Source organism: Pseudomonas sp. YA1, assembly GCF_058680555.1.
Genome location: NZ_JBZWBG010000011.1, coordinates 58,081 through 80,759, shown reverse-complemented (window position 1 = coordinate 80,759; position 22,679 = coordinate 58,081). Strand labels below are relative to the sequence as shown.

At 67.6% G+C, this 22,679-nt stretch carries 24 protein-coding genes; 11 read left to right on the top strand and 13 right to left on the bottom strand.

Annotated features, from left to right (window positions below; genetic code table 11):
* The first annotated feature begins 220 nt into the window (after window positions 1–220).
* From AC4OR5_RS17070 to AC4OR5_RS17060, 3 genes are all read left to right on the top strand, one after another.
* The gene (locus AC4OR5_RS17070) at window positions 221–1,057 is read left to right on the top strand and encodes a PhzF family phenazine biosynthesis protein (RefSeq protein ID WP_058134538.1); all 837 of its coding nucleotides are present in this window, start codon (window positions 221–223) and stop codon (window positions 1,055–1,057) included.
* Window positions 1,058–1,224: 167 nt separating this feature from the next.
* Window positions 1,225–1,485, top strand: a complete 261-nt coding sequence (locus AC4OR5_RS17065) for a hypothetical protein (RefSeq protein WP_003102002.1) — start codon at window positions 1,225–1,227, stop codon at window positions 1,483–1,485.
* The gene (locus AC4OR5_RS17060) at window positions 1,482–2,252 is read left to right on the top strand and encodes a Fic/DOC family protein (RefSeq protein ID WP_023112887.1); all 771 of its coding nucleotides are present in this window, start codon (window positions 1,482–1,484) and stop codon (window positions 2,250–2,252) included. Before AC4OR5_RS17065 ends, AC4OR5_RS17060 begins: the two co-directional genes overlap by 4 nt.
* 195 nt (window positions 2,253–2,447) lie before the next feature.
* On the opposite strand, the gene AC4OR5_RS17055 is transcribed toward AC4OR5_RS17060, so the two are convergent.
* From AC4OR5_RS17055 to AC4OR5_RS17040, 4 genes are all read right to left on the bottom strand, one after another.
* Complete coding sequence (locus tag AC4OR5_RS17055; protein ID WP_058161175.1) at window positions 2,448–4,889, bottom strand: TonB-dependent receptor; 2,442 nt, start codon at window positions 4,887–4,889, stop codon at window positions 2,448–2,450.
* Window positions 4,890–4,966: 77 nt separating this feature from the next.
* Complete coding sequence (locus tag AC4OR5_RS17050) at window positions 4,967–5,809, bottom strand: FecR family protein (RefSeq protein WP_058161173.1); 843 nt, start codon at window positions 5,807–5,809, stop codon at window positions 4,967–4,969.
* Window positions 5,806–6,330: an RNA polymerase sigma factor gene (locus AC4OR5_RS17045; RefSeq protein WP_023126326.1), complete on the bottom strand. Its 525-nt coding sequence runs from the start codon at window positions 6,328–6,330 to the stop codon at window positions 5,806–5,808. The genes AC4OR5_RS17050 and AC4OR5_RS17045 overlap by 4 nt, the downstream gene beginning before the upstream one ends.
* A 228-nt stretch (window positions 6,331–6,558) precedes the next feature.
* Window positions 6,559–6,882 (bottom strand): hypothetical protein, encoded by a 324-nt coding sequence (locus AC4OR5_RS17040; RefSeq protein WP_003082848.1) that lies wholly within the window; start codon window positions 6,880–6,882, stop codon window positions 6,559–6,561.
* Window positions 6,883–7,373: 491 nt separating this feature from the next.
* On the opposite strand from AC4OR5_RS17040, the gene pmpM reads away from it, so the two are divergent.
* Window positions 7,374–8,807, top strand: coding sequence for a proton-coupled multidrug efflux MATE transporter PmpM (gene pmpM / locus AC4OR5_RS17035; protein WP_003140343.1), 1,434 nt, complete (start codon window positions 7,374–7,376; stop codon window positions 8,805–8,807).
* Here pmpM and rhtA read toward each other — a convergent pair.
* Complete coding sequence (gene rhtA, locus AC4OR5_RS17030) at window positions 8,790–9,683, bottom strand: threonine/homoserine exporter RhtA (protein ID WP_023106893.1); 894 nt, start codon at window positions 9,681–9,683, stop codon at window positions 8,790–8,792. The two genes, pmpM and rhtA, sit on opposite strands and share 18 nt — an antisense overlap.
* Between rhtA and AC4OR5_RS17025 the strand changes: the two genes are divergently transcribed.
* Complete coding sequence (locus tag AC4OR5_RS17025; protein ID WP_003082844.1) at window positions 9,682–10,332, top strand: helix-turn-helix domain-containing protein; 651 nt, start codon at window positions 9,682–9,684, stop codon at window positions 10,330–10,332. The genes rhtA and AC4OR5_RS17025 overlap by 2 nt on opposite strands.
* 37 nt (window positions 10,333–10,369) lie before the next feature.
* On the top strand, window positions 10,370–10,768 hold the full coding sequence (locus AC4OR5_RS17020) for a VOC family protein (protein WP_003109594.1): 399 nt from the start codon (window positions 10,370–10,372) through the stop codon (window positions 10,766–10,768).
* 15 nt (window positions 10,769–10,783) lie between these two features.
* Here AC4OR5_RS17020 and AC4OR5_RS17015 read toward each other — a convergent pair whose 3' ends face one another.
* From AC4OR5_RS17015 to AC4OR5_RS17005, 3 genes are all read right to left on the bottom strand, one after another.
* Window positions 10,784–11,260 carry a YbaK/EbsC family protein gene (locus tag AC4OR5_RS17015; protein WP_003086914.1) on the bottom strand — a complete coding sequence of 159 codons (477 nt, stop codon included), beginning with the start codon at window positions 11,258–11,260 and terminating at the stop codon, window positions 10,784–10,786.
* 68 nt (window positions 11,261–11,328) lie between these two features.
* Complete coding sequence (locus AC4OR5_RS17010) at window positions 11,329–12,435, bottom strand: WD40/YVTN/BNR-like repeat-containing protein (protein WP_003109596.1); 1,107 nt, start codon at window positions 12,433–12,435, stop codon at window positions 11,329–11,331.
* Between the two features lie 20 nt (window positions 12,436–12,455).
* Window positions 12,456–12,725, bottom strand: coding sequence for a MoaD/ThiS family protein (locus tag AC4OR5_RS17005; RefSeq protein ID WP_003086912.1), 270 nt, complete (start codon window positions 12,723–12,725; stop codon window positions 12,456–12,458).
* A gap of 257 nt (window positions 12,726–12,982) precedes the next feature.
* Between AC4OR5_RS17005 and AC4OR5_RS17000 the strand changes: the two genes are divergently transcribed.
* From AC4OR5_RS17000 to AC4OR5_RS16990, 3 genes are all read left to right on the top strand, one after another.
* Window positions 12,983–13,408, top strand: a complete 426-nt coding sequence (locus AC4OR5_RS17000) for a YciI family protein (RefSeq protein WP_003086910.1) — start codon at window positions 12,983–12,985, stop codon at window positions 13,406–13,408.
* 36 nt (window positions 13,409–13,444) lie between these two features.
* Window positions 13,445–13,858: a VOC family protein gene (locus tag AC4OR5_RS16995; RefSeq protein ID WP_003082839.1), complete on the top strand. Its 414-nt coding sequence runs from the start codon at window positions 13,445–13,447 to the stop codon at window positions 13,856–13,858.
* A 170-nt stretch (window positions 13,859–14,028) separates the two neighbouring features.
* Window positions 14,029–15,240 (top strand): MFS transporter, encoded by a 1,212-nt coding sequence (locus tag AC4OR5_RS16990; RefSeq protein WP_023097807.1) that lies wholly within the window; start codon window positions 14,029–14,031, stop codon window positions 15,238–15,240.
* A 7-nt stretch (window positions 15,241–15,247) separates the two neighbouring features.
* On the opposite strand, the gene AC4OR5_RS16985 is transcribed toward AC4OR5_RS16990, so the two are convergent.
* From AC4OR5_RS16985 to AC4OR5_RS16970, 4 genes are all read right to left on the bottom strand, one after another.
* Window positions 15,248–16,462 carry an RNA polymerase sigma factor gene (locus tag AC4OR5_RS16985; RefSeq protein WP_116271268.1) on the bottom strand — a complete coding sequence of 405 codons (1,215 nt, stop codon included), beginning with the start codon at window positions 16,460–16,462 and terminating at the stop codon, window positions 15,248–15,250.
* Between the two features lie 17 nt (window positions 16,463–16,479).
* Window positions 16,480–17,229, bottom strand: a complete 750-nt coding sequence (locus tag AC4OR5_RS16980; protein ID WP_003107663.1) for a DUF899 domain-containing protein — start codon at window positions 17,227–17,229, stop codon at window positions 16,480–16,482.
* A 174-nt stretch (window positions 17,230–17,403) separates the two neighbouring features.
* Window positions 17,404–17,754: a YciI family protein gene (locus tag AC4OR5_RS16975; protein WP_003082795.1), complete on the bottom strand. Its 351-nt coding sequence runs from the start codon at window positions 17,752–17,754 to the stop codon at window positions 17,404–17,406.
* Between the two features lie 182 nt (window positions 17,755–17,936).
* Window positions 17,937–18,275, bottom strand: coding sequence for a hypothetical protein (locus AC4OR5_RS16970; RefSeq protein ID WP_016254138.1), 339 nt, complete (start codon window positions 18,273–18,275; stop codon window positions 17,937–17,939).
* 434 nt (window positions 18,276–18,709) lie between these two features.
* Between AC4OR5_RS16970 and AC4OR5_RS16965 the strand changes: the two genes are divergently transcribed.
* Together AC4OR5_RS16965 and AC4OR5_RS16960 are read left to right on the top strand one after the other, a co-directional pair.
* Entirely contained in the window at window positions 18,710–19,402 is a 693-nt protein-coding gene (locus tag AC4OR5_RS16965; protein ID WP_003082787.1) for a helix-turn-helix transcriptional regulator, read from the top strand.
* A gap of 65 nt (window positions 19,403–19,467) precedes the next feature.
* Window positions 19,468–21,033: an aminotransferase class I/II-fold pyridoxal phosphate-dependent enzyme gene (locus tag AC4OR5_RS16960; protein ID WP_016254137.1), complete on the top strand. Its 1,566-nt coding sequence runs from the start codon at window positions 19,468–19,470 to the stop codon at window positions 21,031–21,033.
* Between the two features lie 10 nt (window positions 21,034–21,043).
* Here the strand turns inward: AC4OR5_RS16960 and AC4OR5_RS16955 are convergent, their stop codons facing one another.
* On the bottom strand, window positions 21,044–22,633 hold the full coding sequence (locus tag AC4OR5_RS16955; RefSeq protein ID WP_003133393.1) for a RimK family alpha-L-glutamate ligase: 1,590 nt from the start codon (window positions 22,631–22,633) through the stop codon (window positions 21,044–21,046).
* Between the last annotated feature and the right edge of the window lie 46 nt (window positions 22,634–22,679).

The window sequence follows — 22,679 nt, the reverse complement described above, 5'->3', positions numbered from 1 at the left end:
AATCTCTACGCCTTTTTGCGTTGATTTGCGAGCCCATCCCGTCACTGCTTTAGGTCTTCGATATCAGCGCGGAGTTCGGGCTCGGCTGGCGCGGGTAGCAGGCCGCTATTGGCCGATTGCTGCCCCTGACAAGAAGCCCCAAGCCCCCGAAGATCTGCACCCCGGTTTCAGACATCCGCCCCCTGCCCTATCCTCCCCCGCCACAACCTCAGGAGGCCCCATGCCGGTTTCGTTACCCTTCGAGCAAGTCGATGTCTTCTCCGAACAGCCCTTCAAAGGCAACGCCGTTGCCGTGGTGATTGGCGCCGACCGCCTGAGCAGCCAGCAGATGCTGGAGTTCGCCGCCTGGACCCAGTTGAGCGAGACGACCTTCCTGTTGCGGCCGACCACTGCCGAAGCAGACTACCGCGTAAGAATCTTCACCCCGCTGCGGGAGCTGCCCTTTGCCGGGCATCCGACGCTGGGGAGCTGCCAGGTCTGGCTGAACCAGGGGGGCGGCAATGCTGCTGACGAGATCGTCCAGGAGTGTCTGGCGGGCCTGATCCGCATCCGCCGCAAGGGCGCCTTGCTGTCGTTCGCGGCGCCTCCCCTGCTTCGTGGCGGAGCGGTCGAAGACGAGGTGTTGCGACGGATCGAGAGCGGGCTTGGCCTGTCCCCGGGGCAGGTACTCGGCAGCCAATGGGTGGACAACGGACCCGGCTGGGTCGCCGTTCGGCTGGCCACGCGTGACGAGGTCCTGGCCATTCGCCCGGACTACGCGAAGCTCGACGGGCTCAACGTGGGCGTGGTCGCGCCCTGGCAAGGTCCCCAGGCGGAGGCGGATGTGGAAGTGCGCGCCTTCATGGGCGAGGAGCTCAATGAAGACCCCGTCACCGGCAGCCTCAACGCGAGCCTGGCGCAATGGCTGATCGGCACGGGAGTCATGCCCGGGCGCTACACGGCAAGCCAGGGCACGGCCTTGGGTCGCCGGGGGCGGATAAGCGTCGAGCAGGTCGGCGGCGATATCTGGATCGGCGGTGAGGTACAGCCGGGCATGTCGGGGCGGGTCGTGTTCTGAGCCCATTCGTCGCAGGCAAAACCGGTCGTGAGCGGACACTCGATGCAGGGCTGGAGGATGCGTGCCGCGACACTGACGTGCTGGGGCAGCCCGAGTTCGTACTGTCGAGCGGTCCCGCGTATATATGGCTTTGATGCTAAAGTTGCGGAATGGAAAGAGGTTTACCGATGAAAAAGAGCAAAGGCTTAGTCGCAACCGAAATTCAGAGACTTGCCCAGGCCAATGGCGTTAGCGCGGAGCGCGATGGTCTGAGCCGGATGGCGCTCACCATCACGTGCCTGGCCGGCGACTCGGTATCTCTCGACAGCGTTGAGCAGATGCTGATCAACCTCAAGCGCAAAGGCGCACTAAGCAAGTCCCAGGCGTTCGATCTCCAGCGCCGCTACGTCATCGAGAAGCGCAAGGCGAAAGAGATACCTGGTGGATGAGTTTCGATCCCTTTGGTGACTTCGAAACGACTGGCTACCTGCGCAACAGCTTGGGTCTGAAAGATCCGGCGGAAGTGAAGGAAAACGAACACTTCTCCTTCGAAATGGGGCTCGATGAAGCCCTTTCCTATCTCGAACGCACAAAGGACCTGAACTACCAGGCCCTTTTGCAGGTACACAGGTTGTTGTTCGAGAAATTCTACCCCTGGGCCGGGCGTGACCGTCTCGAGCTGGTCCCTCATCTTTCTGTCTGGAAAGGTCCCAAGGGCGCTCCCAGACGTACCTTCTTCGAAAGTCCCGCGATGATCGAACGCGCGGTGGACTATGCCCTGAGCCTGGCGAGCAAGAAGCAGGGATTCATGCAGAAGCCCGGTGAGGTCATGGGACTTCTTTGCTTTGCGCATCCCTTTCTAGACGGCAACGGACGCTCGATTCTGCTGTTCTACATGGAGCTCAGTTATCGAGCCGGCTTTGCCATCGACTGGGCCAGCACACGCAAGGACGACTATCTCCAGGCCCTGGACGATGAGATTCACAATCCTGGCAAGGGTCACCTGGACCGCTACCTTGTCCCATTCGTTGTGCCTATCCACAGCCGTGATCAGTGGCCTGAGATCATCGGGCAAATCAACGGACTCGATGGTATGGATGGTGAGAACATTACCTACGAGAACCTTGATGATCCCGAGGTTCAGAAAGTCTATGCGGTGTATCACGCCGAGCATCCCTACCCAGCCAAAGATGGCACACCCGACTCCGAGCCCTAAGCTGCAGGCCGGAGGAGGTATGGGATTTCGCGTAATCCAGGCCCGGAGTGCCCAGCACACTGAGCGCAATTGGCCGGTAGCTGCCGCCCCGCAAGAACCCGCCCCCAACCGTCCTCTCTCCGAAGGCGTGCAGCCCTCGACGCTGCGGCCCAGCCCCCCACCGGGCCGCCCAGGCCCGGTGGCTCCGCCCTCCCCTCACCAGTTGTGCGTATAGCTCGCCGTCAGCACCGTGCCCGGCGCCGGCAGGTGGCTGGTGTTGTTGTTGTTGCGCAGCAACTGGCTGTAGAGCGGGTAGTAGTCGCGGTTGAACAGGTTCTGGATGCCCAGGCTCAACTGGTCGTCGGGGGTGATGCGGTACTGGCTGACCAGGTCGACCGTGGTGTAGGTGCTGACCTGGCGACGACCGAAGCTTTCCACGCCGTCGAGACGGTAGTCCTTGGAGTCGAAGAAGGTGGCCTGCAGGCGGTTGTTCCAGTCGGCATCCGGCTTGTATTGCAGGTAGGCGGTCAGCTTCAGCGGCGGCACGCGGTAGCCGGTCATGTCCTGCCAGTCCTTGCCGTCCGGCTTCTCGCGTCCGCGCATCCAGGTGGCGCTGCCGCCCGCGCCCCAGACTTCGTCGTCGCTGAGCCAGTCGGCGCTGGCCTCGACGCCGTAGATGCGCTCCTTGGTGCGGGTGAGGATCAGGCCGTTGTTGAAGCTCTGCACGTCGCCCAGCTTGGAGGTGGTGTAGAACAGCGCCAGGCTGCCCAGGGTGTTGCCGCCGATGGCGCCGCGCCAGCCGAGTTCGTAGTTGTTGGTCTTCACCGGTTCGAGGTTCGAGGAGCCGATATCGAAGCCACGGCGGGCGTTGCGCAGCTGGATGCCGACGTCGGGCAGCTGGAAGCCCTGGCTGAAGGAGGCATAGATTTCCTGGCCAGCCACCGGCGAATAGACGATGCCGAGGTTCGACAGCACCGCGTCGTAGTCGAGGTCGCCGCCCTTGACGGTCACCGGCGAGGCGGCCTTGGACTCGGAGAGCGGGATGAAGTCGTCGAATTCGGCGGTGGAGTATTCGTAGCGCAGGCCGCCGTCGATCGACCAGTGTTCGTCGAAGCGATGCTGCAACTGGGCGAACGCGCCGGCGCTGCGGGTGCGTAGCGGCGGCATGTAGGTGAGCTTGCCGATCTTGTCGAAGACCAGCCCGCCGCTGGCGTCGTAGGCCGCCGGGTCGAACACGTCGAGCGGCATGTCGCTGCGTTCCTGGTTGTAGTCGCCGCCCCAGACCAGTTCGGTATTGCCGCTTTCGCCCAGCGGCGTGCGCAGGGTCAGGCGGCTGCCGAACACTTCGCTGTTCTGCATGATCTGGTCGACGTTGCCGCCGCGGGTGGAAACGGCGCGGGCGTCGAACGGGGTGAAGCGGGTGAAGTAGTCGCGGTAGTAGAGCTGCGCGGAGAGCCGGCTGCCGAGGATGTCGAGGTTCTCGTACTCGAGGTTCGCCAGGGTGTTGCGGATTCGGTTCTGCTCGTCCAGCTCCAGGCCCTTGATCGCGTTGGCCGGGACCGAGCCCGGCGGCAGCCTGGCGACCCTCGGGTCGGTGGCGTAGTCGGTGTCCTGGCGGGCGTCGTAGTGGCTGAGGGCGAGCTGCACGCGCTGGTTCTCGTCGATGCGCAGGCCGAGCTTGCCGCCGATGTTGTAGACGTTCGAGTCGAACAGGTCGCCCTGGCTGGGTTCCGGGGCGATGCGGTCGCCATGGGCGTCGTAGGAAGCGCCGACGTGGCGGGTGCCGAAGTCGAACGAATAGTCGAGCGCCCCCAGGGAGCCGGCGAAGTATTGCTGGAACTGGCCGCCGAGGCCATCGCTGCCCAGCCGGGTCAGCGGCGAGGTGGCGCTGAGGCGGGTTTCCGCGCGGTTCTCGCCGCCGGCCGGACGGGTGGTGATGGAGATGATCCCGCCGGTGGCGCCGCTGCCGTAGATGGCGCTGCTGCCACGGATCACCTCGATCCGCTCGATCAGCGCCGGGTCGATGTTGGCCAGGTTGCGCGAGGAGTCGCGGTTGGTGTTCAGCGGCACGCCATCGACCATCACCAGCATGCTGCGCCCGCGCAGGGTCTGGCCGTATTCGGTGATGGTGCGGCTGGAATCGGACATCCCCGGCACCGCCTTGGCCAGCACGGTGGCCAGGCTGTCGGAGCCCTGGCGCAGCTCTTCCAGCTGGGCATGCTCGATGACGGTGGACTGGCGCGTGGCGGAGACCAGGTCGCTGCTGGTGCGCGAGGCGGTGATTTCCATCTGCTCCATGTCCAGCGGTTCGCTGCGGGCATGCGTAGCGGGCACGGCGGCTTCGCTGGCCGGAACGACGATGAAGGTATGTTCGTCCCTGGCCTGCGCCTGCAGGCCGCTGTCCCTGAGCAACTGGCGCAATGCCTCTTCGGGGGTGAAACGCCCCTTCAGCGCCGGCGCCTGGCGGCCGGCGCCGAGATCGCCGGCGAAGAGGATCTGTACCGAGGATTGTTGCGCGAGGGCGTTGATCGCCTGGCCGAGCGGCGCGGCGGGCAGATCCACATCGAGCTTTTCCTGGCCCTGGGCCGACACCGCCAGGAGCAGGCTGCTGGCGAGCAATGAAGGACGCAGGTGGCGACTGCGGAGGGAAAAATGCACGTCTCGATTTCCTATGCAGGTTGGCTTTTCCTGGATAGCCGCCATGGCGCGCGGGAAACCCTACCTGCGTCCGAGAATTATTTTCGCGTCGATTTGCGTTGGATCTCGACGCTGCCGTCCTCCTGCCGCGACACGGCGACGGGAAGGATGCTCGGCAGCAGGTCGAGCAGCCGGTCGGCGTTGTGCGCGGCGAAGACGCCGGTCAGCCGGAGGGAGGCCAGGCTGGGGTCGTCCAGGAGAATGGGCGCCTTGCGGTAATGGCGCAGCAGCGCGACGGCTTCGTCCAGGGGCGTGCGCTCGAAGACTAGGCGGTCGTCTTTCCAGGCCATCGCCGTGGCGGCATCGACCTTGGCCAGCGGCATCAGTTGCCCGCCAATGGCATCGACCTGCTGGCCCGGCAGGAGCACGACTGGCGCTTGCGCCGTAGCCGAGGTGCCGACCTCCACCCGTCCGCGCTCCAGGGTCACGCGGACGTCGTCGTCCAGGCGGCGCACGTTGAACCGGGTGCCGAGCACGCGGACGTCGGTCGACCCCGCGGACACCACGAAGGGCCGATAGCGCGCCGGGGATACCTCGAAAAGCACCTGCCCCGCGCGCAACGCGACCCGGCGGCTGAGCGGGTGCCAACTGACCTCGATCTGGCTGCCGCTGTCGAGCAGGAGCTGGCTGCCGTCGGCCAGGGTCACGTCGCGCCGCTCACCGATGGCGGTGGCGAAGCGCTCGCGCTTGTAGGCCGGGTCCAGCCAGGCCAGGGCGCCGATGGCCAGCGCCAGCAATAGCGCGACGCCGGCCGCCTTGCTTGCCTTGCGCGATTTCGGCCGGGAGGGCGGCAGCGGGAACAGGTCCTTCAGCGCGTCGCGATGGCGCTCCAGGGCGTCGTCCAGCGGAACCTGCCCATTCCGTTTCGAAGGCTGGGTCATGGCCGTGCCTCGCCGCGGCCGAGCCGTTCCCGGCAGGCCGCCAGTCCGAGGCGCAGGTGCTTTTCCACGGTCTTGACGGAGATGCCGAGGCGGTGGGCGACTTGCGCCTGGGGAATTTCGTGGATCTTGTGCATGACGAAAACGGCCCGGCAGCGAGGAGGAAGCGTGGCGATGGCGTCGACCAGTGCCTGGAACTCGCGCTCGGCCTCGTGGCGACCCATGGGCGTCGCCGCCATGCAGGCGACTTCCGGTAGCTCGGCGACGGCTTCCACCCAGGCGGTTCGACGACGGTCGCTACGATAGCGGCTCACGGCGGCGTCGTGGGAGATTTTCCGCAGCAGGGCCAGGGGCGTGTGCACGTCCTCCTTCTCGTCGCGTTCGAGCAACTGCACGCACACGTCGTGCACCACTTCGCGCGCCATGCCCCGGTCGCCGAAGCGCCGGCGAACATGGTCGACCAGTTCCTCGTAGTGACGAACCAGTGTGGACAGCAGCGTCGGCTTGGCGGGATCGAACGGCACGATGCACCCAGGAAAGGAGCCTGGCTCCGAAGAATGGGGGCCGAGTGTAAATGAGAAACAGTCGCAGATGAAAGACCGGTCATCGTCAGGGATTGCCTGGGTTGGCGTGCGTAGCGGGCAGGTGGCTTTCGCCCGACCGCGCAACTGCCGAGCCAGGGCGGAGAGGGATCCCCTTTTCGCCCCGCTACTCAACCCCCCGGCCTTGCCGGGGGGCACCGCCTCCGTCGGTTATCGGTGTCTGCGTGCGTACTCCGCCTCGAACAGCGACAGGGCGTCGCTGAGCAACGACAGCAGGGAACCGGTGATGCGGCAGATGCTTTCGCCGGGTTCTTCGGTTTCGTCGAGCAGGTCGAGGACGCTCAGCGTTCCGATCGCCGACTCCAGCCGGCGGCGGGCGGTGTCGAACAGGTCTTCGCTGGCTGCGCTGCTGTCCAAGTAGAGGGTGGCGCAACCGGGGTGCTGGTTGCATTGCGAGGTGCGTCGCAGGGGGATGAAGGTGGAAGGGGACTGTGCGGTTATTGCGGGATTCGACGTATCATCGGCCTTAGCCATGGGTCAGCTCCTTTTAAGCTGGTCTCTGGTTAGCGGGTCGTAGGTGTTCCTGCACCTGCGGCCCGCGTCTTTTCTGCCCCCAAGAAAACAGATGGACTTGGCGACCCCTCCATCTTCCTCCTACTGGTTTTTTATCCAATTCCTGGGCGTCTGAGAGAGGCTGCGGAAAAGTCTGGGGGAGATGTCCGGCGTTTCCAGGGCATGTCATCCGCCGCTGTCACGGGTATGTGGCGGATAACCGCTAGGCGGTTATTCGCCCTACGGGGTTGGGCTCAAGCGGGCAGTGCGGGGTCGTTTGCCTGCGCGTAGGGCGGTGGTAGGGCGAATGACGCCGTAGGCGTTATCCGCCGCTGCCATGGGTAATCGGCGGATAACCGCTAGGCGGCTATTCGCCCTACGCGGCTGGGTAACCGGCACGACCCTGCTGACCCTTCCTGACCACCCCGTCAACCCGTAAACTACGCGGTTCCCCTGCCCAGACAAGGACTGCCGTGAACAGCCCCGCCCTGCCCCTTTCCCGTGGCTTGCGCATCCGCGCCGAACTCAAGGAACTGCTGACCCTCGCCGCGCCGATCATGATCGCGCAACTGGCGACCACCGCCATGGGCTTCGTCGATGCGGTGATGGCCGGGCGCGCCAGTCCGCACGACCTGGCAGCGGTGGCGCTGGGCAACTCGATCTGGATCCCGATGTTCCTGCTGATGACCGGCACCCTGCTCGCCACCACGGCCAAGGTCGCCCAGCGCTACGGCGCCGGCGACCAGCCCGGCACCGGACCGCTGGTGCGCCAGGCGCTGTGGCTGGCGCTGCTGATCGGGCCGCTGTCGGGGGCGGTGCTGTGGTGGTTGTCGGAGCCGATCCTCGGTTTGATGAAAGTGCGCCCGGAACTGATCGGGCCGAGCCTGCTGTACCTCAAGGGCATCGCCCTGGGCTTCCCGGCGGCGGCGCTGTATCACGTACTGCGCTGCTACACCAACGGCCTGGGACGGACCCGGCCGAGCATGGTGCTGGGGATCGGCGGGCTGCTGCTGAACATCCCGATCAACTACGCGCTGATCTACGGCCACTTCGGCATGCCGAAGATGGGCGGCCCCGGCTGCGGCTGGGCCACCGGCTCGGTGATGTGGTTCATGTTCCTCGGCATGCTGTTCTGGGTGAACAAGGCCTCGATCTACCGCGCCAGCCAGTTGTTCTCGCGCTGGGAGTGGCCGGATCGCGCGACCATCGGCCCGCTGGTGGCGGTCGGCCTGCCGATCGGCATCGCGGTGTTCGCCGAGTCGAGCATCTTCTCGGTGATCGCCCTGCTGATCGGCGGGCTCGACGAGAACGTGGTGGCCGGCCACCAGATCGCCCTGAACTTCAGCGCGCTGGTGTTCATGATTCCCTATTCGCTGGGGATGGCGGTGACCGTGCGGGTCGGCCACAACCTCGGCGCCGGCCTGCCGCGCGACGCGCGCTTCGCCGCCGGCGTGGGGATGGCCGCGGCGCTGGGCTACGCCTGCGTCTCGGCGAGCCTGATGTTGTTGCTGCGCGAGCAGATCGCCGCGATGTATTCGCCGGACCCGGCGGTGATCGCCATCGCCGCCTCGCTGATCGTGTTCTCCGCGCTGTTCCAGTTCTCCGACGCCCTGCAGGTCACCGCCGCCGGGGCCCTGCGCGGCTACCAGGATACCCGGGTGACGATGATCATGACCCTGTTCGCCTACTGGGGCATCGGCCTGCCGGTGGGCTACAGCCTCGGCCTCACCGACTGGTTCCAGGAACCCACCGGACCGCGCGGCCTGTGGCAGGGCCTGGTGGTGGGCCTGACAGGCGCGGCGATCATGCTCTGCATCCGCCTGGCGCGCAGCGCGCGGCGCTTCATCCGCCAGCACGAGCGCCTGCAGCGGGAGGACGCGGCGGCCGCCTCAGTCCTTGGCCGGTAGCGCCGGGGCGGCGCCACGCGACTTGACGCTGAGGGTAGTGCCGACCGAGGCGAGGATGATCGCGCCGATGGCTAGCCATTGGGTCGGGCTCAGCCGCTCGCCGAGGAACAGCAGCCCGGAGAGCGCGCCGAAGGCCGGCTCGATGCTCATCAGGGTGCCGAAGGTGCGCGCCGGCAGGCGGGTCAGCGCGACCATTTCCAGGGTATAGGGCAAGGCCGTGGAGAGCACCGCGACGCCCAGCGCCAACGGGATCAGCGCCGGGTCGAGGAGGTCGGCGCCGGCGTGGGCGACGCCGATCGGCACAACCAGGATCGCCGCCACCAGCACCCCCAGCGCGGCGCCCTGGGCGCCATGGTCGGCGCCGGCGCGCTGGCCGAAGAGGATGTACAGCGCCCAGCACACGCCGGCGCCGAGGGCATAGGCGGCGCCGACCAGGTCGAGCGGCTCGGCGCTGTTGCCCAGCGGCAGCAACAGCCAGATGCCGAACACCGCCAGGCCGATCCAGAGGAAGTCCAGCAGGCGCCGCGAGGAGAGGATCGCCACCAGCAGCGGCCCGGTGAACTCCAGGGCCACCGCGATGCCCAGCGGCACGGTGCGCACCGAGAGATAGAACAGCAGGTTCATGCCGCCCAGGGCGATGCCGTAGACCACCACCGAGCGCAGCGATTGCAGGCTCAGGCGCTTGCGCCAGGGGCGCAGGAACAGCAGCAGGATCAGCGCGGCGAAGAACAGCCGCAGGGCCGTGGTGCCCTGGGCACCGACCAGGGGGAACATGCTTTTCGCCAGGGAGGCGCCGCTCTGGATCGAGGCCATGGCGATCAATAGCAGGCCGACCGGCAACAGCGTTCCGGCGAGGCCGCGGGAGGTGGAGGTCATGGAAGAGGTCCGGCAGTGGGAAGCAGCCCGATGGACTGCGGGAAACGGGATGTGCACTATAATGCGCAAAACCGCGACAGTGAGCAATATATTGCCCAACCCTACCGAACGCCCCAGCGTCCTCGAACATGTCTCCGGCAACGTCCGCCGCCTACGCCTGCAAGCCGGCCTCAGCCAGGAAGCGCTGGCCCGCGCGGCCAGTGTCAGCCGGCGGATGCTGGTGGGCATCGAGAGCGGCGACGTCAATGTCAGCCTGTCGACCCTCGACCGTATCGCCGCCGCCCTCGGCGTGCTGTTCCCCGACCTGGTCCAGGCCCCGGCCACCGACCGCTCGCGGATCAATGCGGTAGCCTGGGTCGGCCACCACCCCGAGAGCCGCGCCACCCTCCTCGCCAGCGCGCCGGCGCGGCGCGAGGTGGAACTCTGGGCCTGGTCGCTGGGACCGGGCGAGCGCTACGTATCGGAACCCGACGCCGCCGGCTGGCGGGAGATGGTTCTGGTCATCGAAGGTCGCCTGCGCCTGGAACTGGCCGACGGCGAACGGCGCATCGAGGCCGGCGATTTCCATGCCTTCGCCAGCGACCAGCCGTACGCCTACGTCAACGATGGGGACGAGGTGGTGCGTTTCACCCGCAACGTGGTGAGCTAGGCTCTAGCCTCGAGCCAGCCTTCCAGAGGAGACCGCGATGAGCGCACGCGTACGACCCTTCCTGATGTTCCAGGGGGTCCAGGCCGAGGCGGCCATGAACTTCTACCTGTCGCTGTTCGACGACGCCGAGATCCTCCAGATCCAGCGCTACGGCGCCGAGGGGCCGGGCCCGGAGGGCTCGGTGCTGAAGGCGCTGTTCCGCCTCGGCGACCAGAGCGTGCATTGCATCGACAGCCATGTGCGGCACGCCTTCGATTTCACCCCGGCGTTCTCCTTCTTCGTCGACTGCGAGAGCAACGCGCAGATCGAGCGCCTGGCCGAAGCCCTGGGCGACGGCGGCAAGGCCCTGATGCCGCTCGGCGACTACGGCTTCAGCCAGCGTTTCGCCTGGCTGGCCGACCGCTTCGGGGTGTCCTGGCAGCTCAACCTGGCCTGAGCCCGGCAGTTGCCGTCAGGCTTCCTGGAGGACTTCCTGGCACACATCGACCCACTGCGCATCCACCAGCTCGGCCATCCGTTGCGGGGCGATGCGGACCGCGCTGTGCACCGCGCCGGCGGCCGGCAGCACTTCGTCGAAGGCTTGCAGCGAGACGTCGCAGTACACCGCCAGCGGCGTCGCCAGGCCGAACGGGCAGACTCCGCCGACCGGGTGCCCGGTCAGCTCGACCACGTCCTCGGCGCCGAGCATCTTCGCCTTGCCGCCGAAGGCGGCCTTGATCTTGCGGTTGTCCAGCCGCGCGTCGCCGCGCGCCACTACCAGTACGGTGCGCTCGCCGACCCGCAGCGACAGGGTCTTGGCGATCCGCCCCGGCTCCACGCCATGGGCCTCGGCGGCCAGGGCGACGGTGGCGGTGCTGGTTTCCAGCTCGATGATGCGCAGGTCCGGGGCTTTCTCGGCGAAGAACCGCCGGACGGATTCGAGGCTCATGGGGTGGGCTCCTTGGCGAAAACCCACGAACTTATGCAAGCGCGCCGAGGCTGTCCAGCGCCGCGCGCTCAGGCGAAGCGCACGCAGTAGATCGGCGGCAGGTTGGCGGAGAGCTGCTGCCAGTCCTCCCCGCCGTTCTCGCTGAGCCACAGGCCGCCGGTGGTCGAGCCCATGGCCAGGCGCTCGCCGCTGGGGTCGATGTCCAGGCCGTGGCGGTAGACCAGGTCGTAGGCCGGGCCGTCGGGCAGGCCGCGCTCGAGGGTCTCGAAGCTGCGGCCGCCGTCGCGGGTGCGGGTGACCACGAAACGGGCGTCCCTGGGAATGCGGCATTCGTCCTTGGTCGCCGGGACGAACCAGGCCGTGTCCGGCTGCCGCGGATGCACGGCGACGGCGAAACCGAAGCTGGACGGCTCGGCGACCACGCCCTGCCAATGCAGGCCGCCGTCGCGGGAACGGAAGATGCCGTTGTGGTGCTGCACCCAGAGGAACTCCGGGCGCGCCTGGCACTGCACCAGGCGGTGCGGGTCCTGGATCGCCGCCTCCTCGCTCTGCTCCGGCGGCATGTAGTCGGCGCGCATGCCTTTGGTGGTGCAGGTCCAGCTGCGGCCGTCGTCGTGGCTCTGCCAGACGCCGCCGCAGGACACCGCGACGGTGAGGTGGCGACTGTCGCGTGGGTCGACGCAGATGGAATGGATGCCGGGATGGTCGTAGCCGCCGCCGAACCACTGGGCGCGCTCGGGTCGTTCCCAGAGTTCGCGGTTGAGGCGCCAGCTGGCGCCACGGTCGTCGGAGCGGAACAGGCCGCCGGGGATGGTCCCGGCCCACAGCGTGCCGGGCCGGTCGGCGCCGCCTGGCTCGAGGATCCACAACTGCTGTAGCGACCAGGGTGGCTCCGCCGCCTGGCCTTCCAGCGGTTCGGCCGCTGGCGGCTGCGGCGGATAGACCGGCACCGCGCATTCCATCCAGTCCGTCGCGCCGGCGTCGCGACGCCACAGCTTGACGCCGAAATGGCCGAGGTTCAGCGCCGCGTAGAGCGCGCCGTCGCGCGGGTCGGCGAGGAGCATGCTCAGCGGCTCGCCGAGGAAGTGGCTGGCCATCGGCAGCCACTGGCCCGCCGCGTTGCGCCGCAGCTCGAACAGGCCCTTGCGGGTGCCGACATAGAGTCGCTCGCTCACCGGATGTCCTCCTCTGTTGGTCAACCGCCGCTCAGCGCCTGCACCACGTAGATCTCGCTATCGTCTTGGAGCGGATCGCCCAATCCCCGGCGATCGCGGACCTGCACGCCATCGACGAACAGCGCCACATGCCGGCGCAGACTGCCCTGGTCGTCGAGCAGGTAGCCGCGCAAGCGCGGCTCGCGGGCGAAGGCCGCCTGCAAGGCGGCGGCGACGGTGGCGGCGCCGACGTCCAGCGCGGGCATGGCGACATGCCGCTGGATGGCCGGGGCGAAGACGATACGGGGCATGCCGAGGCTCGCGGAAATGGTTCTGCTGGAACAGTGTAGAAGCCCTGCAGGCCACGGCTGGCGCGGCCCGCCCAGCGGTCGGCACACTCCGCAGCGACGCTCGTCGGCCATCCCGGCCGCTCGGCGCGGGCCTCCTATACTGCCCCGGCCAGCGAAAAAACCGCCGTCGCCTGTCGATCCGCCGGCCCGCCGTTCGACCAGTTCGGGAGGCGGGCCAGAACGGGCCGTCATTGCGCAGAACAACAAGGAGAACGCAGATGAGATTCATGGTGATCGTCAAGGCCACCCAGGCTTCCGAAGCCGGCGAGATGCCCAGCGAGGAACTGCTCGCGGCGATGGGCCGCTACAACGAGGAACTGGTCAAGGCCGGGGTGATGCTCGCCGGCGAAGGGCTACAGCCCAGCGCCAAGGGCGCCCGGGTGCGTTTCTCCGGCAACGCGCGGACGGTGATCGACGGCCCCTTCGCCGAGACCCGCGAGCTGATCGCCGGTTTCTGGATGTTCCAGGTGGCCTCCCTGGAAGAGGCCATCGAGTGGGTCAAGCGATGCCCGAACCCATTCGACGGCGAATCCGAGATCGAGATCCGCCAGGTCTTCGAGGCCGAGGACTTCGGCGAGGAGTTCACCCCGGAACTGCGCGAGCGCGAGGAGCGCCTGCGCGCCGAGCTGGAAAAACGCAACTGAACCGCCCCGCACTCCGCCAAGAACGAGGAAAGCGCCATGCAAATCGTCCCCTACCTGATCTTCAACGGTAATTGCCGGGAGGCCTTCAGCTGCTACCACCAGCACCTGGGCGGCACCCTGGAGGCCATGCTGCCGTTCGGCGACAGCCCCGAGTGCGGCGACATCCCGGCCGACTGGAAAGACAAGATCATGCACGCACGGCTGGTGGTCGGCAGCTTCGCCCTGATGGCCTCGGACAATCACCCGGCCTATCCCTACGAAGGCATCAAGGGCTGTTCCATCAGCCTCAACGTCGACAGCAAGGCCGAGGCCGAGCGCCTGTTCAACGCCCTCGCCGAGGGCGGCTCGGTCCAGATGCCGCTGGGCCCGACCTTCTGGGCGGCGAGCTTCGGCATGTTCACCGACCGCTTCGGCGTGGCCTGGATGGTCAACTGCGAGCAGGACCGGTAGCGTCCGCTACGCGGGCCCGCCGCCAGGTGTGAATCGGCGGCGGGCCCGCGTTCCGCTGTGCGCGAGTCGCGATCGATAGACGCACTGCCGCGATAATTTAAGTTGCATTTTAAAACCAAAATTCCTAGCCTCCGCATAGTTTCATATTGAAACCTTACGGAGCGCTTCGCATGCCATCCTCGCCATCCTCCCTCCCCTCCGCGCTGGTGCTGCTGTTCGCCGTCGCCTGCGGTCTCAGCGTGGCCAACGTCTATTACGCCCAGCCGCTGCTGGACGTCCTCGGTGCCGAGTTCGCCATCGGCCAGGCCGGGGTCGGCCTGCTGTTCGGCGCGACCCAAGCCGGTTGCGCCCTGGCGCTGCTGCTGGTGGTGCCGCTGGGCGACCTGCTGGAGCGGCGCCGGCTGATGTTCGTCCAGCTCCTGCTGCTGGTGCTGTCGCTGCTGCTGGTGGGCTTCGCCGGCGATACCCTCGGCCTGGCGCTGGGGCTGCTCGGACTGGGCCTGCTCGGCACCGCCATGACCCAGGGACTGCTGGCCTACGCCGCGGCGCTGGCGGCGCCTGGCGAGCGCGGGCGGGTGGTCGGCGCGGCGCAGGGCGGCGTGGTGATCGGCCTGCTGCTGGCGCGCAGCCTGGCCGGGCTGCTCGCCGACCTCGGCGGCTGGCGCAGCGTCTACCTGGTCTCGGCAGCGAGCATGGGCGGGCTTGGCCTGCTGCTCTGGCGGGTACTGCCGGCGGCGCCGAGCAACGAACTGGGGCTGTCCTACCGGCAGCTGCTCGGCTCGATGTTCGGCCTGCTGGCGAGCCAGCGCGTGCTGCAGGTGCGCGGCCTGCTCGGGCTGTTGATGTTCGCCGCCTTCGGGGTGTTCTGGAGCAGCCTGGTATTGCTGCTCAGCGCGCCGCCGTATTCGCTGTCGCACAGCGCCATCGGCGCCTTCGGCCTGGTCGGCGCGCTCGGCGCGCTGGGCGCGGCGCGGGCCGGCAGCCTGGCCGATCGCGGCCACGCCCAGGCGCTCAGCGGCGGCGCCCTGCTGCTGTTGCTGCTGTCCTGGCTGCCGCTCGCCCTCGGCGCGCATTCGCTGGCGGCGCTGATTCTCGGCGTGCTGCTGCTCGATCTCGCCGGCCAGGCGATCCATGTGCTCAACCAGAGCCTGGTCTTCGCCATCGACCCGCGCGCCCACAGCCGCCTGGTGGGTTGCTACATGCTGTTCTACGCCGCCGGCAGCGGCCTCGGCGCCAGCGCCGGCACCGCCATGTACGCCTGGGCCGGCTGGGACGCGGTGAGCCTGCTCGGCGCGGCGATCAGCCTGGCGGCCCTGGCGTTCTGGTGGTTCACCCGTGGCGTTGGCGGCGAAGCGCGTACGGCCTGCGCCAACGGCGCCTGAGCCGGCTTCAATCGAGTTCGCGCAGGCGCTGCTCGATGAAGCGCCGCTCCGGCTCCTGGCGCGCCAGGGCCAGCGCCGCGCGGTAGGCCTCGCGGCGGCGACCGAGACGGCGGCAGAAGTCGGCGCGCGCCGAGTGCGCCAGGTGGTAATCGGCCAGTTCACCCCGCGCCAGCAACGCATCGACCGCGGCCAGCCCGACCTCGACGCCATCGCGCATGGCCAAGGCCACGGCGCGGTTGAGTTCGATCACCGGCGATGGCGCCAGGCGCAGTAGCGCGTCGTAGAGGGCGACGATCCGTGCCCAGTCGGTGTCCTCGGCGCGCGGGGCCTGGGCGTGCACCGCGACGATGGCCGCTTGTAGGGTGTAGGCCCCGAAACGGCGGCTGGCCAGGGCCCGCTCGACCAGGCCGAGCCCCTCGACGATCAGTCCGCGATCCCATAGCGTGCGGTCCTGCTCGTCGAGCCGCACCAGTTCGCCGCTGGCCGAGGTCCGCGCCTGGCGCCGCGAGTCGTGCAGCAACATCAGGGCGAGCAGGCCGAGGGCCTCGGGGTCGGGCAGCAGTTCGACCAGCAGGCGGCCGACGCGGATCGCCTCGCCGCTGAGATCGGCGCGGGTCAGGCTGGTGCCGGTGGAAGCCGAGTAGCCCTCGTTGAACACCAGGTAGATCACTTGCAGGACGTTGCCCAGCCGCTCGGGGAGTTCCTCCAGGGTCGGTACCTGGTAGGGAATCCGGGCCTCGCGGATCTTGTTCTTGGCCCGCACGATGCGTTGGGCGATGGCGCTGGGCGCGGCGAGGAAGGCGCGGGCGATCTCCTCGGTGCGCAGGTCGCAGACCTCGCGCAGGGTCAGCGCCACCTGTGCCTCGGGGGTCTGCGCCGGGTGGCAGCAGGTGAAGATCAGGCGTAGCCGGTCGTCTTCCACCGCATCGCCCTCCTCCGCCGGCGCCTCGGCCTGCTCTTCCAGTTGCTCGGCGAGCAGTCGCTGCGAGGCGTCGAAGCGCGCTCGCCGGCGCAGGTTGTCGATGGCCTTGAAGCGCCCGGCGGAAACCAGCCAGGCGCGCGGGTTGCGCGGGATACCGTCGCGCGGCCACTGCTCGACGGCGGCGATGAAGGCGTCGTGCAAGGCTTCCTCGGCCAGCTCGAAATCGCCGAGCAGGCGGATCAGGGTCGCCAGCACGCGCCGCGACTCCTCGCGGTACAGTGCCTCGATGCGGCTGCGCAACGGCTCGCCGTGCTCCCTCAATGGCTGGCCTGCGCGTGGCAGCAGGCGCTTTTCGGCGCCTCGTCGTAGCGGTCGTGGTGACGCAGCCAGTCCATGATCGCGTCCTCGTTGCGCCCCTTGGGCGTCAGGTCGAGGAAGTTGTAGGTGGTGAGCAGGATGTCGAGGCCGCGCGCATAGGCCGAATAGGTGTGGAACACCTCGCCCGCCGGATTGCGCAGGAACACACTGGCACCCGGCATTTCCTCGCCGGCGTCGGGGGTCGGCTGGTAGTTGTAGTCGACGCTGCCGGCGGCCAGTTGCGCCTTGTCGAAGGACACCCCGAAGTCACGGTTGAAATCGCTGCCGTACGAGGAGTACCAGTCGAAACGCCAGCCCATGCGCCGGCGGAACGCCTGGAACTCCTCCAGGGGCGCGCGCGATACCGCCACCAGGCTGACGTCGTGGTGCGCCAGGTGCCGGTTGGCGCCGTCGATGTGGTCGGCGAGGAACGAACAGCCGACGCAGCCTTCGCTCCAGCCCGGCGCGAACATGAAGTGGTAGACGATTAGCTGGCTATTGCCGCCGAACAACTCGGCCAGCGAACGCTCGCCGCGCTCGCCCTGGAAGCGGTAGTCCTTGTCCACCCTGACCCAGGGCAGTTCGCGTCGTTCGGCGGCGACCTGGTCGCGCAGGCGGGTGAGTTGCTTTTCCCGCGCCAGCAGACGGCGACGGGCGTCCAGCCATTGTTCCCGGTTGCTCACCGGGTGGTCCTGCAAAGAAGGATTCATTGCCGATTCTCCACGGAAATTCTCGGTTTTCCAGCCTGCCCGGGGTCGTTCCGCCAGCGGCGCCGGCGCCCGGTCGCCAGGGCGAAGCCGGCCAGCGAAGCGCCGCCGGCGCACAGCAGGGACAGGGATGCGATGCACAGGGGGCACATGCTTCACCTCCGGCGCCGGGCGCCCTCACTCCCATTCCTTGACCGGTCGCACTTCGACGCAGCCGAGCCGTCCCGGCGGAATCTTCGCGGCGATCTGCAGGGCCTGGTTGAGGTCGCGCGCCTCGATCAGGTAGAAACCGCCGAGTTGCTCCTTGGTCTCGGCGAACGGCCCGTCGGTCATCGCCAGCCGCCCGCCCTGGTGGCGCAGGGTGGTGGCGGTCTGCACCGACTGCAGGGCGTGCGAGGCGATGTAGTGGCCGGCCTTGCCCAACTGGTCGGAGTAAGTCATGCACTCGTCGACGATGGCGGCAAGCTCCTCGGCCGGCACGGCGGCCAGCTTCGCTTCGTCGAAATAGATCAGGCAGAGGTATTTCATGGCGGTGGGCTCCTGGTGCGGATCGACGATCCGTTCGTTCGGTAGTCGCCCGGCGAGGGCGCCTTTCGACAGCGGCGGGGAAAAAAGCCCGCGGCGCGGACGAACGGTCGGCGCTCGCCGTGGAACGCCGCCGACCGCAGCACAAGCCTAGACCCGCCCGGCCACCGGGCGCGGGCCGTCGGTCAGGGCTGGCGCGGTGCGTAGGGATTCAGGCGGGGATCGCGCAGCGGGCTTTCCCGGGTCGGCCCGGGATCGTCCTGGCGCAGGCGGAGACTGCCGTTGCCGATCTTCAAGCCGTCCTTGGTCGTCGCCTCCCCGTCGGCGCTGGCCGCGTCGCTGCCCGGCAGGTCCGGCTCGGCGGCCTCCGGTTGCGGCTGTGGCGCGCCGCCCATGGGCAACGGCGCGACTGGCGGCGCGGCGGGCAAGGCTGCCGGCAGCTCGTCCGGCAGGGGCGCGGCGAGGGTCGGTTGGCCCAGGCCGGCGAGCACCATGGCCAGGAGCAGGAAAAGCACACGCGACATGACAAAGCCTCGATAGGCCTCGGGACTTCCACCATAGCCGCGCAACGGCCCCGGCGAGCGAAGTACGGACCAGCGGCATCGCGCATTGGAAAAAGGGAATTCCTGGAATTGTTCGATAGGACCCTGGCCACCTCCGTCAGCTGTCAATCGACTTTTCGAACAACGCGCCCGCCCCCTATTAGAACAGCGCAAAAAAACTCGATCAAAAGTACAGCCTGAGCATGAGGTCGCGGATATAACCTGAAATCGAATTGCGCCCCGGCGTAGTTGCTCCGGTAACACTTCGCAGACGCAGGAGTCGAACGCCACCGAAAAGAAGATAGCACTTGCCAGAGAAACTTCCGCAGGACCCAACGAACATCCCGGCACGCACTCGCCTCGCCATCTTTCTTCCATTCAAAGACCCGCCCACATGTAAATGAGTGGAGTAGCCAATGACGCTATTGGATATCGAAAAGCTGCTGGACATGACTCACCACATGTCGGTGCACATTCCCATCGAACTGATCATTTCCTGGGAGCAGAGCGAAGAGGCCTGGAGTGTGAAAGACAACTGTCTCAACTTCGTCTATGTCAATCGTCGCTATACCGAACTGATCACCCCGCGGTTCGGCCAGAAGAACTCCCTGCTATCCCCCTTCAGTGCCAGCATCGAAGAGCACGACAAGCTGGTCATCCAGACCGGCAAGCGCATCGAGGCCCTGGCGCTGCTCAGGCCGGACGATCATCCGGCGCCCTGCTGCCTGTATTTCGAACGCATGCCGCTGTATGACCGGCGCGGCAACCGCACCGGGGTGATCGCCCATGCCAAGACCCTGACCTCGGTCGCCCCGCGCGGCTTCATCGCCACCGACGGCATCGGTACCTTCACCTTCACGCCCCCCTCGGAGTTGTTCACCTCGCGCGAATGGGACGTGATCTACCTGCTGCTTTCCGGTCTCTCGGAAAAAGAAATAGCCGAACAGATCAGCCGCTCCCTGAGTACCGTCAAGTTTCACAAGAGCAACATCTTCCAGAAGGTCGGTTGCAGTTGCATCGGCGCCTTCAAGGCACTCGCCCGGCAAAAGAAGTGGAACTTCTATATCCCGCCGACCTTCGCCAGCGCCAAGTACATCATCAATCACTAGTCGCGCCTCGCGAGAGCCTTCGGCGTGCCGGGCGACGCTTTTGCCGGCAAAACCGAGCGGTTCGAATGGACAAGGACAACAGCATGTCTCGAAACAATCCTTCGCGTCATTCAATACTCGTCACTTCCAACATAAACGCGGCCAATGATGCGAATCGTCTTTCCGAGCTTTGTCGACAACTGGAAATACGCGGCTATCGGCTCTTCCAGGCGCCAAGCCGCAAGGTCGCCCTGGATTTTCTCGGCAACGCCGCGCACCCCGCCGGCATCCTCCTGCTCGTCGCGGAGCCGACAGGCGAGAACGAGGCCGCACAATTGTCGGCCCTCGATGAACTCCGCCAGGTCGCGCCGTCCATCCCGCTGTTCCTGTTGTTTCGTCAACTGCGCATCGAGCAGTTGTCCAGCCAGCTACTGGACGAGGTCCAGGGATGCTTCAACCTGGCCGCCGGCCCCGCACGCTTCATCGCCGAGCGCATCGACAGCGACCTGCGCGAATGGCGCGCCCCGGCGGGCCCCAGGCGGCTGCGCGACTATGCCCCGCCGGTCCCGCGCACGCCGGTGAGCGCCCGCTACAACGGCCGCGCACGCCTCGATCTGGCGCCGGCCAAGCAGTGGCGGATCGGCTCGGGGAGCACCGCGGAGCGCCTGGCGACGCCGCTGAACGACCTCTCCACGGCCTACCGCAAGACGTCCGCAGGAGCCCCGGCGGCGCACGCCGGCGACATCGCCGAGGCCTTTCGCCGGGCGCTCTGGGAAGCCGCCGCGCGGCTCGCCAGGGAGGATGGCGATACGTGGTTCTTCGAGATACTGCGGGGCAACCCGGGGCCTGGCATCGAGGCCGGCCGGGAGACGCCGGCGAAGCGCTGGCACGGGCTCGCCGAGACACTCGACAGCAGTCCTCGGCTGGACCCGCTGCGCGTCGCCCTGAGCGCCCCCGGCCTCGATTCGCGCGGTCGCCCGGCCAGCTTCGGAGTACCCGCCGCGGTGGTCTGCCGCTACCTGCGCCGGCACGGCATCGCCCCGTTGCGCACCGGCGACTATCGCTTCCTGCTGCTGTTTCCCCAGGGCGCCAGGGCGGAACACGCGCAGCCGCTGGTGGACAGGCTGTGCGAATTCAAACGCCGGCACGACGACGATGCGCCGCTGAAGCAGGTGTTGCCGGAGTTGCTCGACAGCTCGCCGCTGTACCGCTACATCGGCCTGCGCGAACTCTGCGCGATGATCCACGAAGCCAGCCTGCGGCTGCACCTGACCGCCCTCGCCGACGCCGCCGCCAGGGCTGCCGGCCACGCCGCGCTGGCGCCGGCCACGGTCTATGGGCACCTGGTCAGGGACGAAACCGAAGCGGTGGCGATCGACAGGCTCGGCGGCCGTGTGGTCGCCAGCCTGGTCGGCGTCCATCCGGCGGCCACACCGCTGCTATTGCCCGGCGAACGGGTGGCCGAGGAATCGCCGGCGCTGATCGACTACCTGCTGGCCTTGCAGGCCTTCGGCGAGCACTTTCCCGGTTTCGCTCCCGAGTTGCAGGGCATCGAGATCGATGAGCGCGGCCGCTACCGGGTCCGTTGCGTCAGGCCGGCCGCCCTCGCCCGCGGCTCCGGCCTGCGCCTGGCCACGCGCCGGCCGGACTGAGGCGCGCCGTTCAGCGCAGCGCCTTGCTCAACTGGCCACGGTGCTTGAGTTCCAGGCGCTGGACGAAGGCCTGGAGGATGCGCCGGTAGAGTTCGTCGCCGAGCTGGCCGTCCTCGATGCCGGCATCGATATTCGGGTTGTCGTTGACCTCGATGACCAGCACCTTGTCGCCGGCCTGCTTCAGGTCCACCCCGTAGAGGCCGTCGCCGATCCGCCCGGCGGCCTCCAGGGCCAGCTCCAGCACCGCCGGCGGCACCTGCTCCAGCGGCACGGCGCGGCACTCGCCGTTGACGTCCTGGCCGTCGGCCTTGTGGTTGTAGATCTGCCAGTGGCCGCGCGACATGAAGTACTGGCAGGCGTACAGCGGTTGGCGGTCGAGCACGCCGATGCGCCAGTCGTACTCGGTGTAGAAGAACTCCTGGGCCAGCAACAGGACCGAGCGCTCGAACAGCTCGCTCGCCGCCGCCAGCAGTTCGCTGTCGTCGTTGACCTTGACCACGCCACGGGAGAAGCAGCCATCGGGAATCTTCAGCACCAGCGGGAAGCCCAGGCGCCGGGCCACCCGCTGCCAGTCCTGCGGGCGTTCCTTGTAGAGGATCTCGGTGAGCGGCATGCCCAGTTGCCGGCAACCAAGCAGGTCGGCCAGGTAGACCTTGTTGGTGCAGCGCAGGATCGATGCCGGGTCGTCCATCACCACCAGGCCTTCGCGCTCGGCCTTCTCGGCGAAGCGATAGGTATGGTGGTCGACCCGGGTGGTCTCGCGGATCAGCAGGGCGTCGAACTCGGCCAGGCGCGCGTAGTCCTTGCGTCCGATCAGTTCGACGTCGATGCCGAGGCTGGCGCCGACCCGCACGAAGTTGGCCAGCGCCTGCGGGTTGGACGGCGGCAGCGCTTCGTCGGGATCGTGCAGGATCGCCATGTCGTAGCGCGCCACCCGCCGCGAACGCGGCATGCGCCAGGCGCGCCGGCTGAAACCGTCGAGGGCGTCGGCGAAGACATCCTCCTGGTCGCTGCGCAGGCGGTTCAGCACGCCAGGGCGCACGCCCTCGATATGCCAGCCCTGCTGGCGACGGAACTCCACCAACAGGATCGGGCAGGGAAAGGCTTCGAACAACTGGCGCGCGAGGTCGGCCAGCGGCTCGAACTCGGTATGGCCGAAATACAGGGTCAGGGTGAAGCCGTCGGTGGCGCCATAGGGCGTACGGCACAGCGCCTTGTCCAGGGCCTTGTCGAGGCCACCCAGGGCCAGCCCGTACACCGACTTGCGAGCCAGTTCGCTGATGCAGCGCAGCGACGGGATCACCCGGTGGCCACGGGCCTCGGCCAGCAGCGAACAGTAGTAGCCGAGGCCGAGGTACTTGTAGCCGCGGCACAGGTTGATCACCTGCACGCGGCGGCCGCCGTGGTCGCGCGCCGATTGCTCGAGGTATTCCTGGGCGGTGAGGACTTCCTCGCTGGGCAGGTAGGAGGCCCAGTCCTCGCGTCGCTCGACGACGATCATCAGGCGGCTGCCGAGGTCGGCGAGAGCCGGCGGTCGGGGTTGCTCGACGGGGGTCATGCGGAGCGACCCGTCGAGGGTGGCTAACGAGGCTGCTGACATGAGTGGCGGTATCCTCTGAATGACGGTACCTGCCGTTCTAGACCTG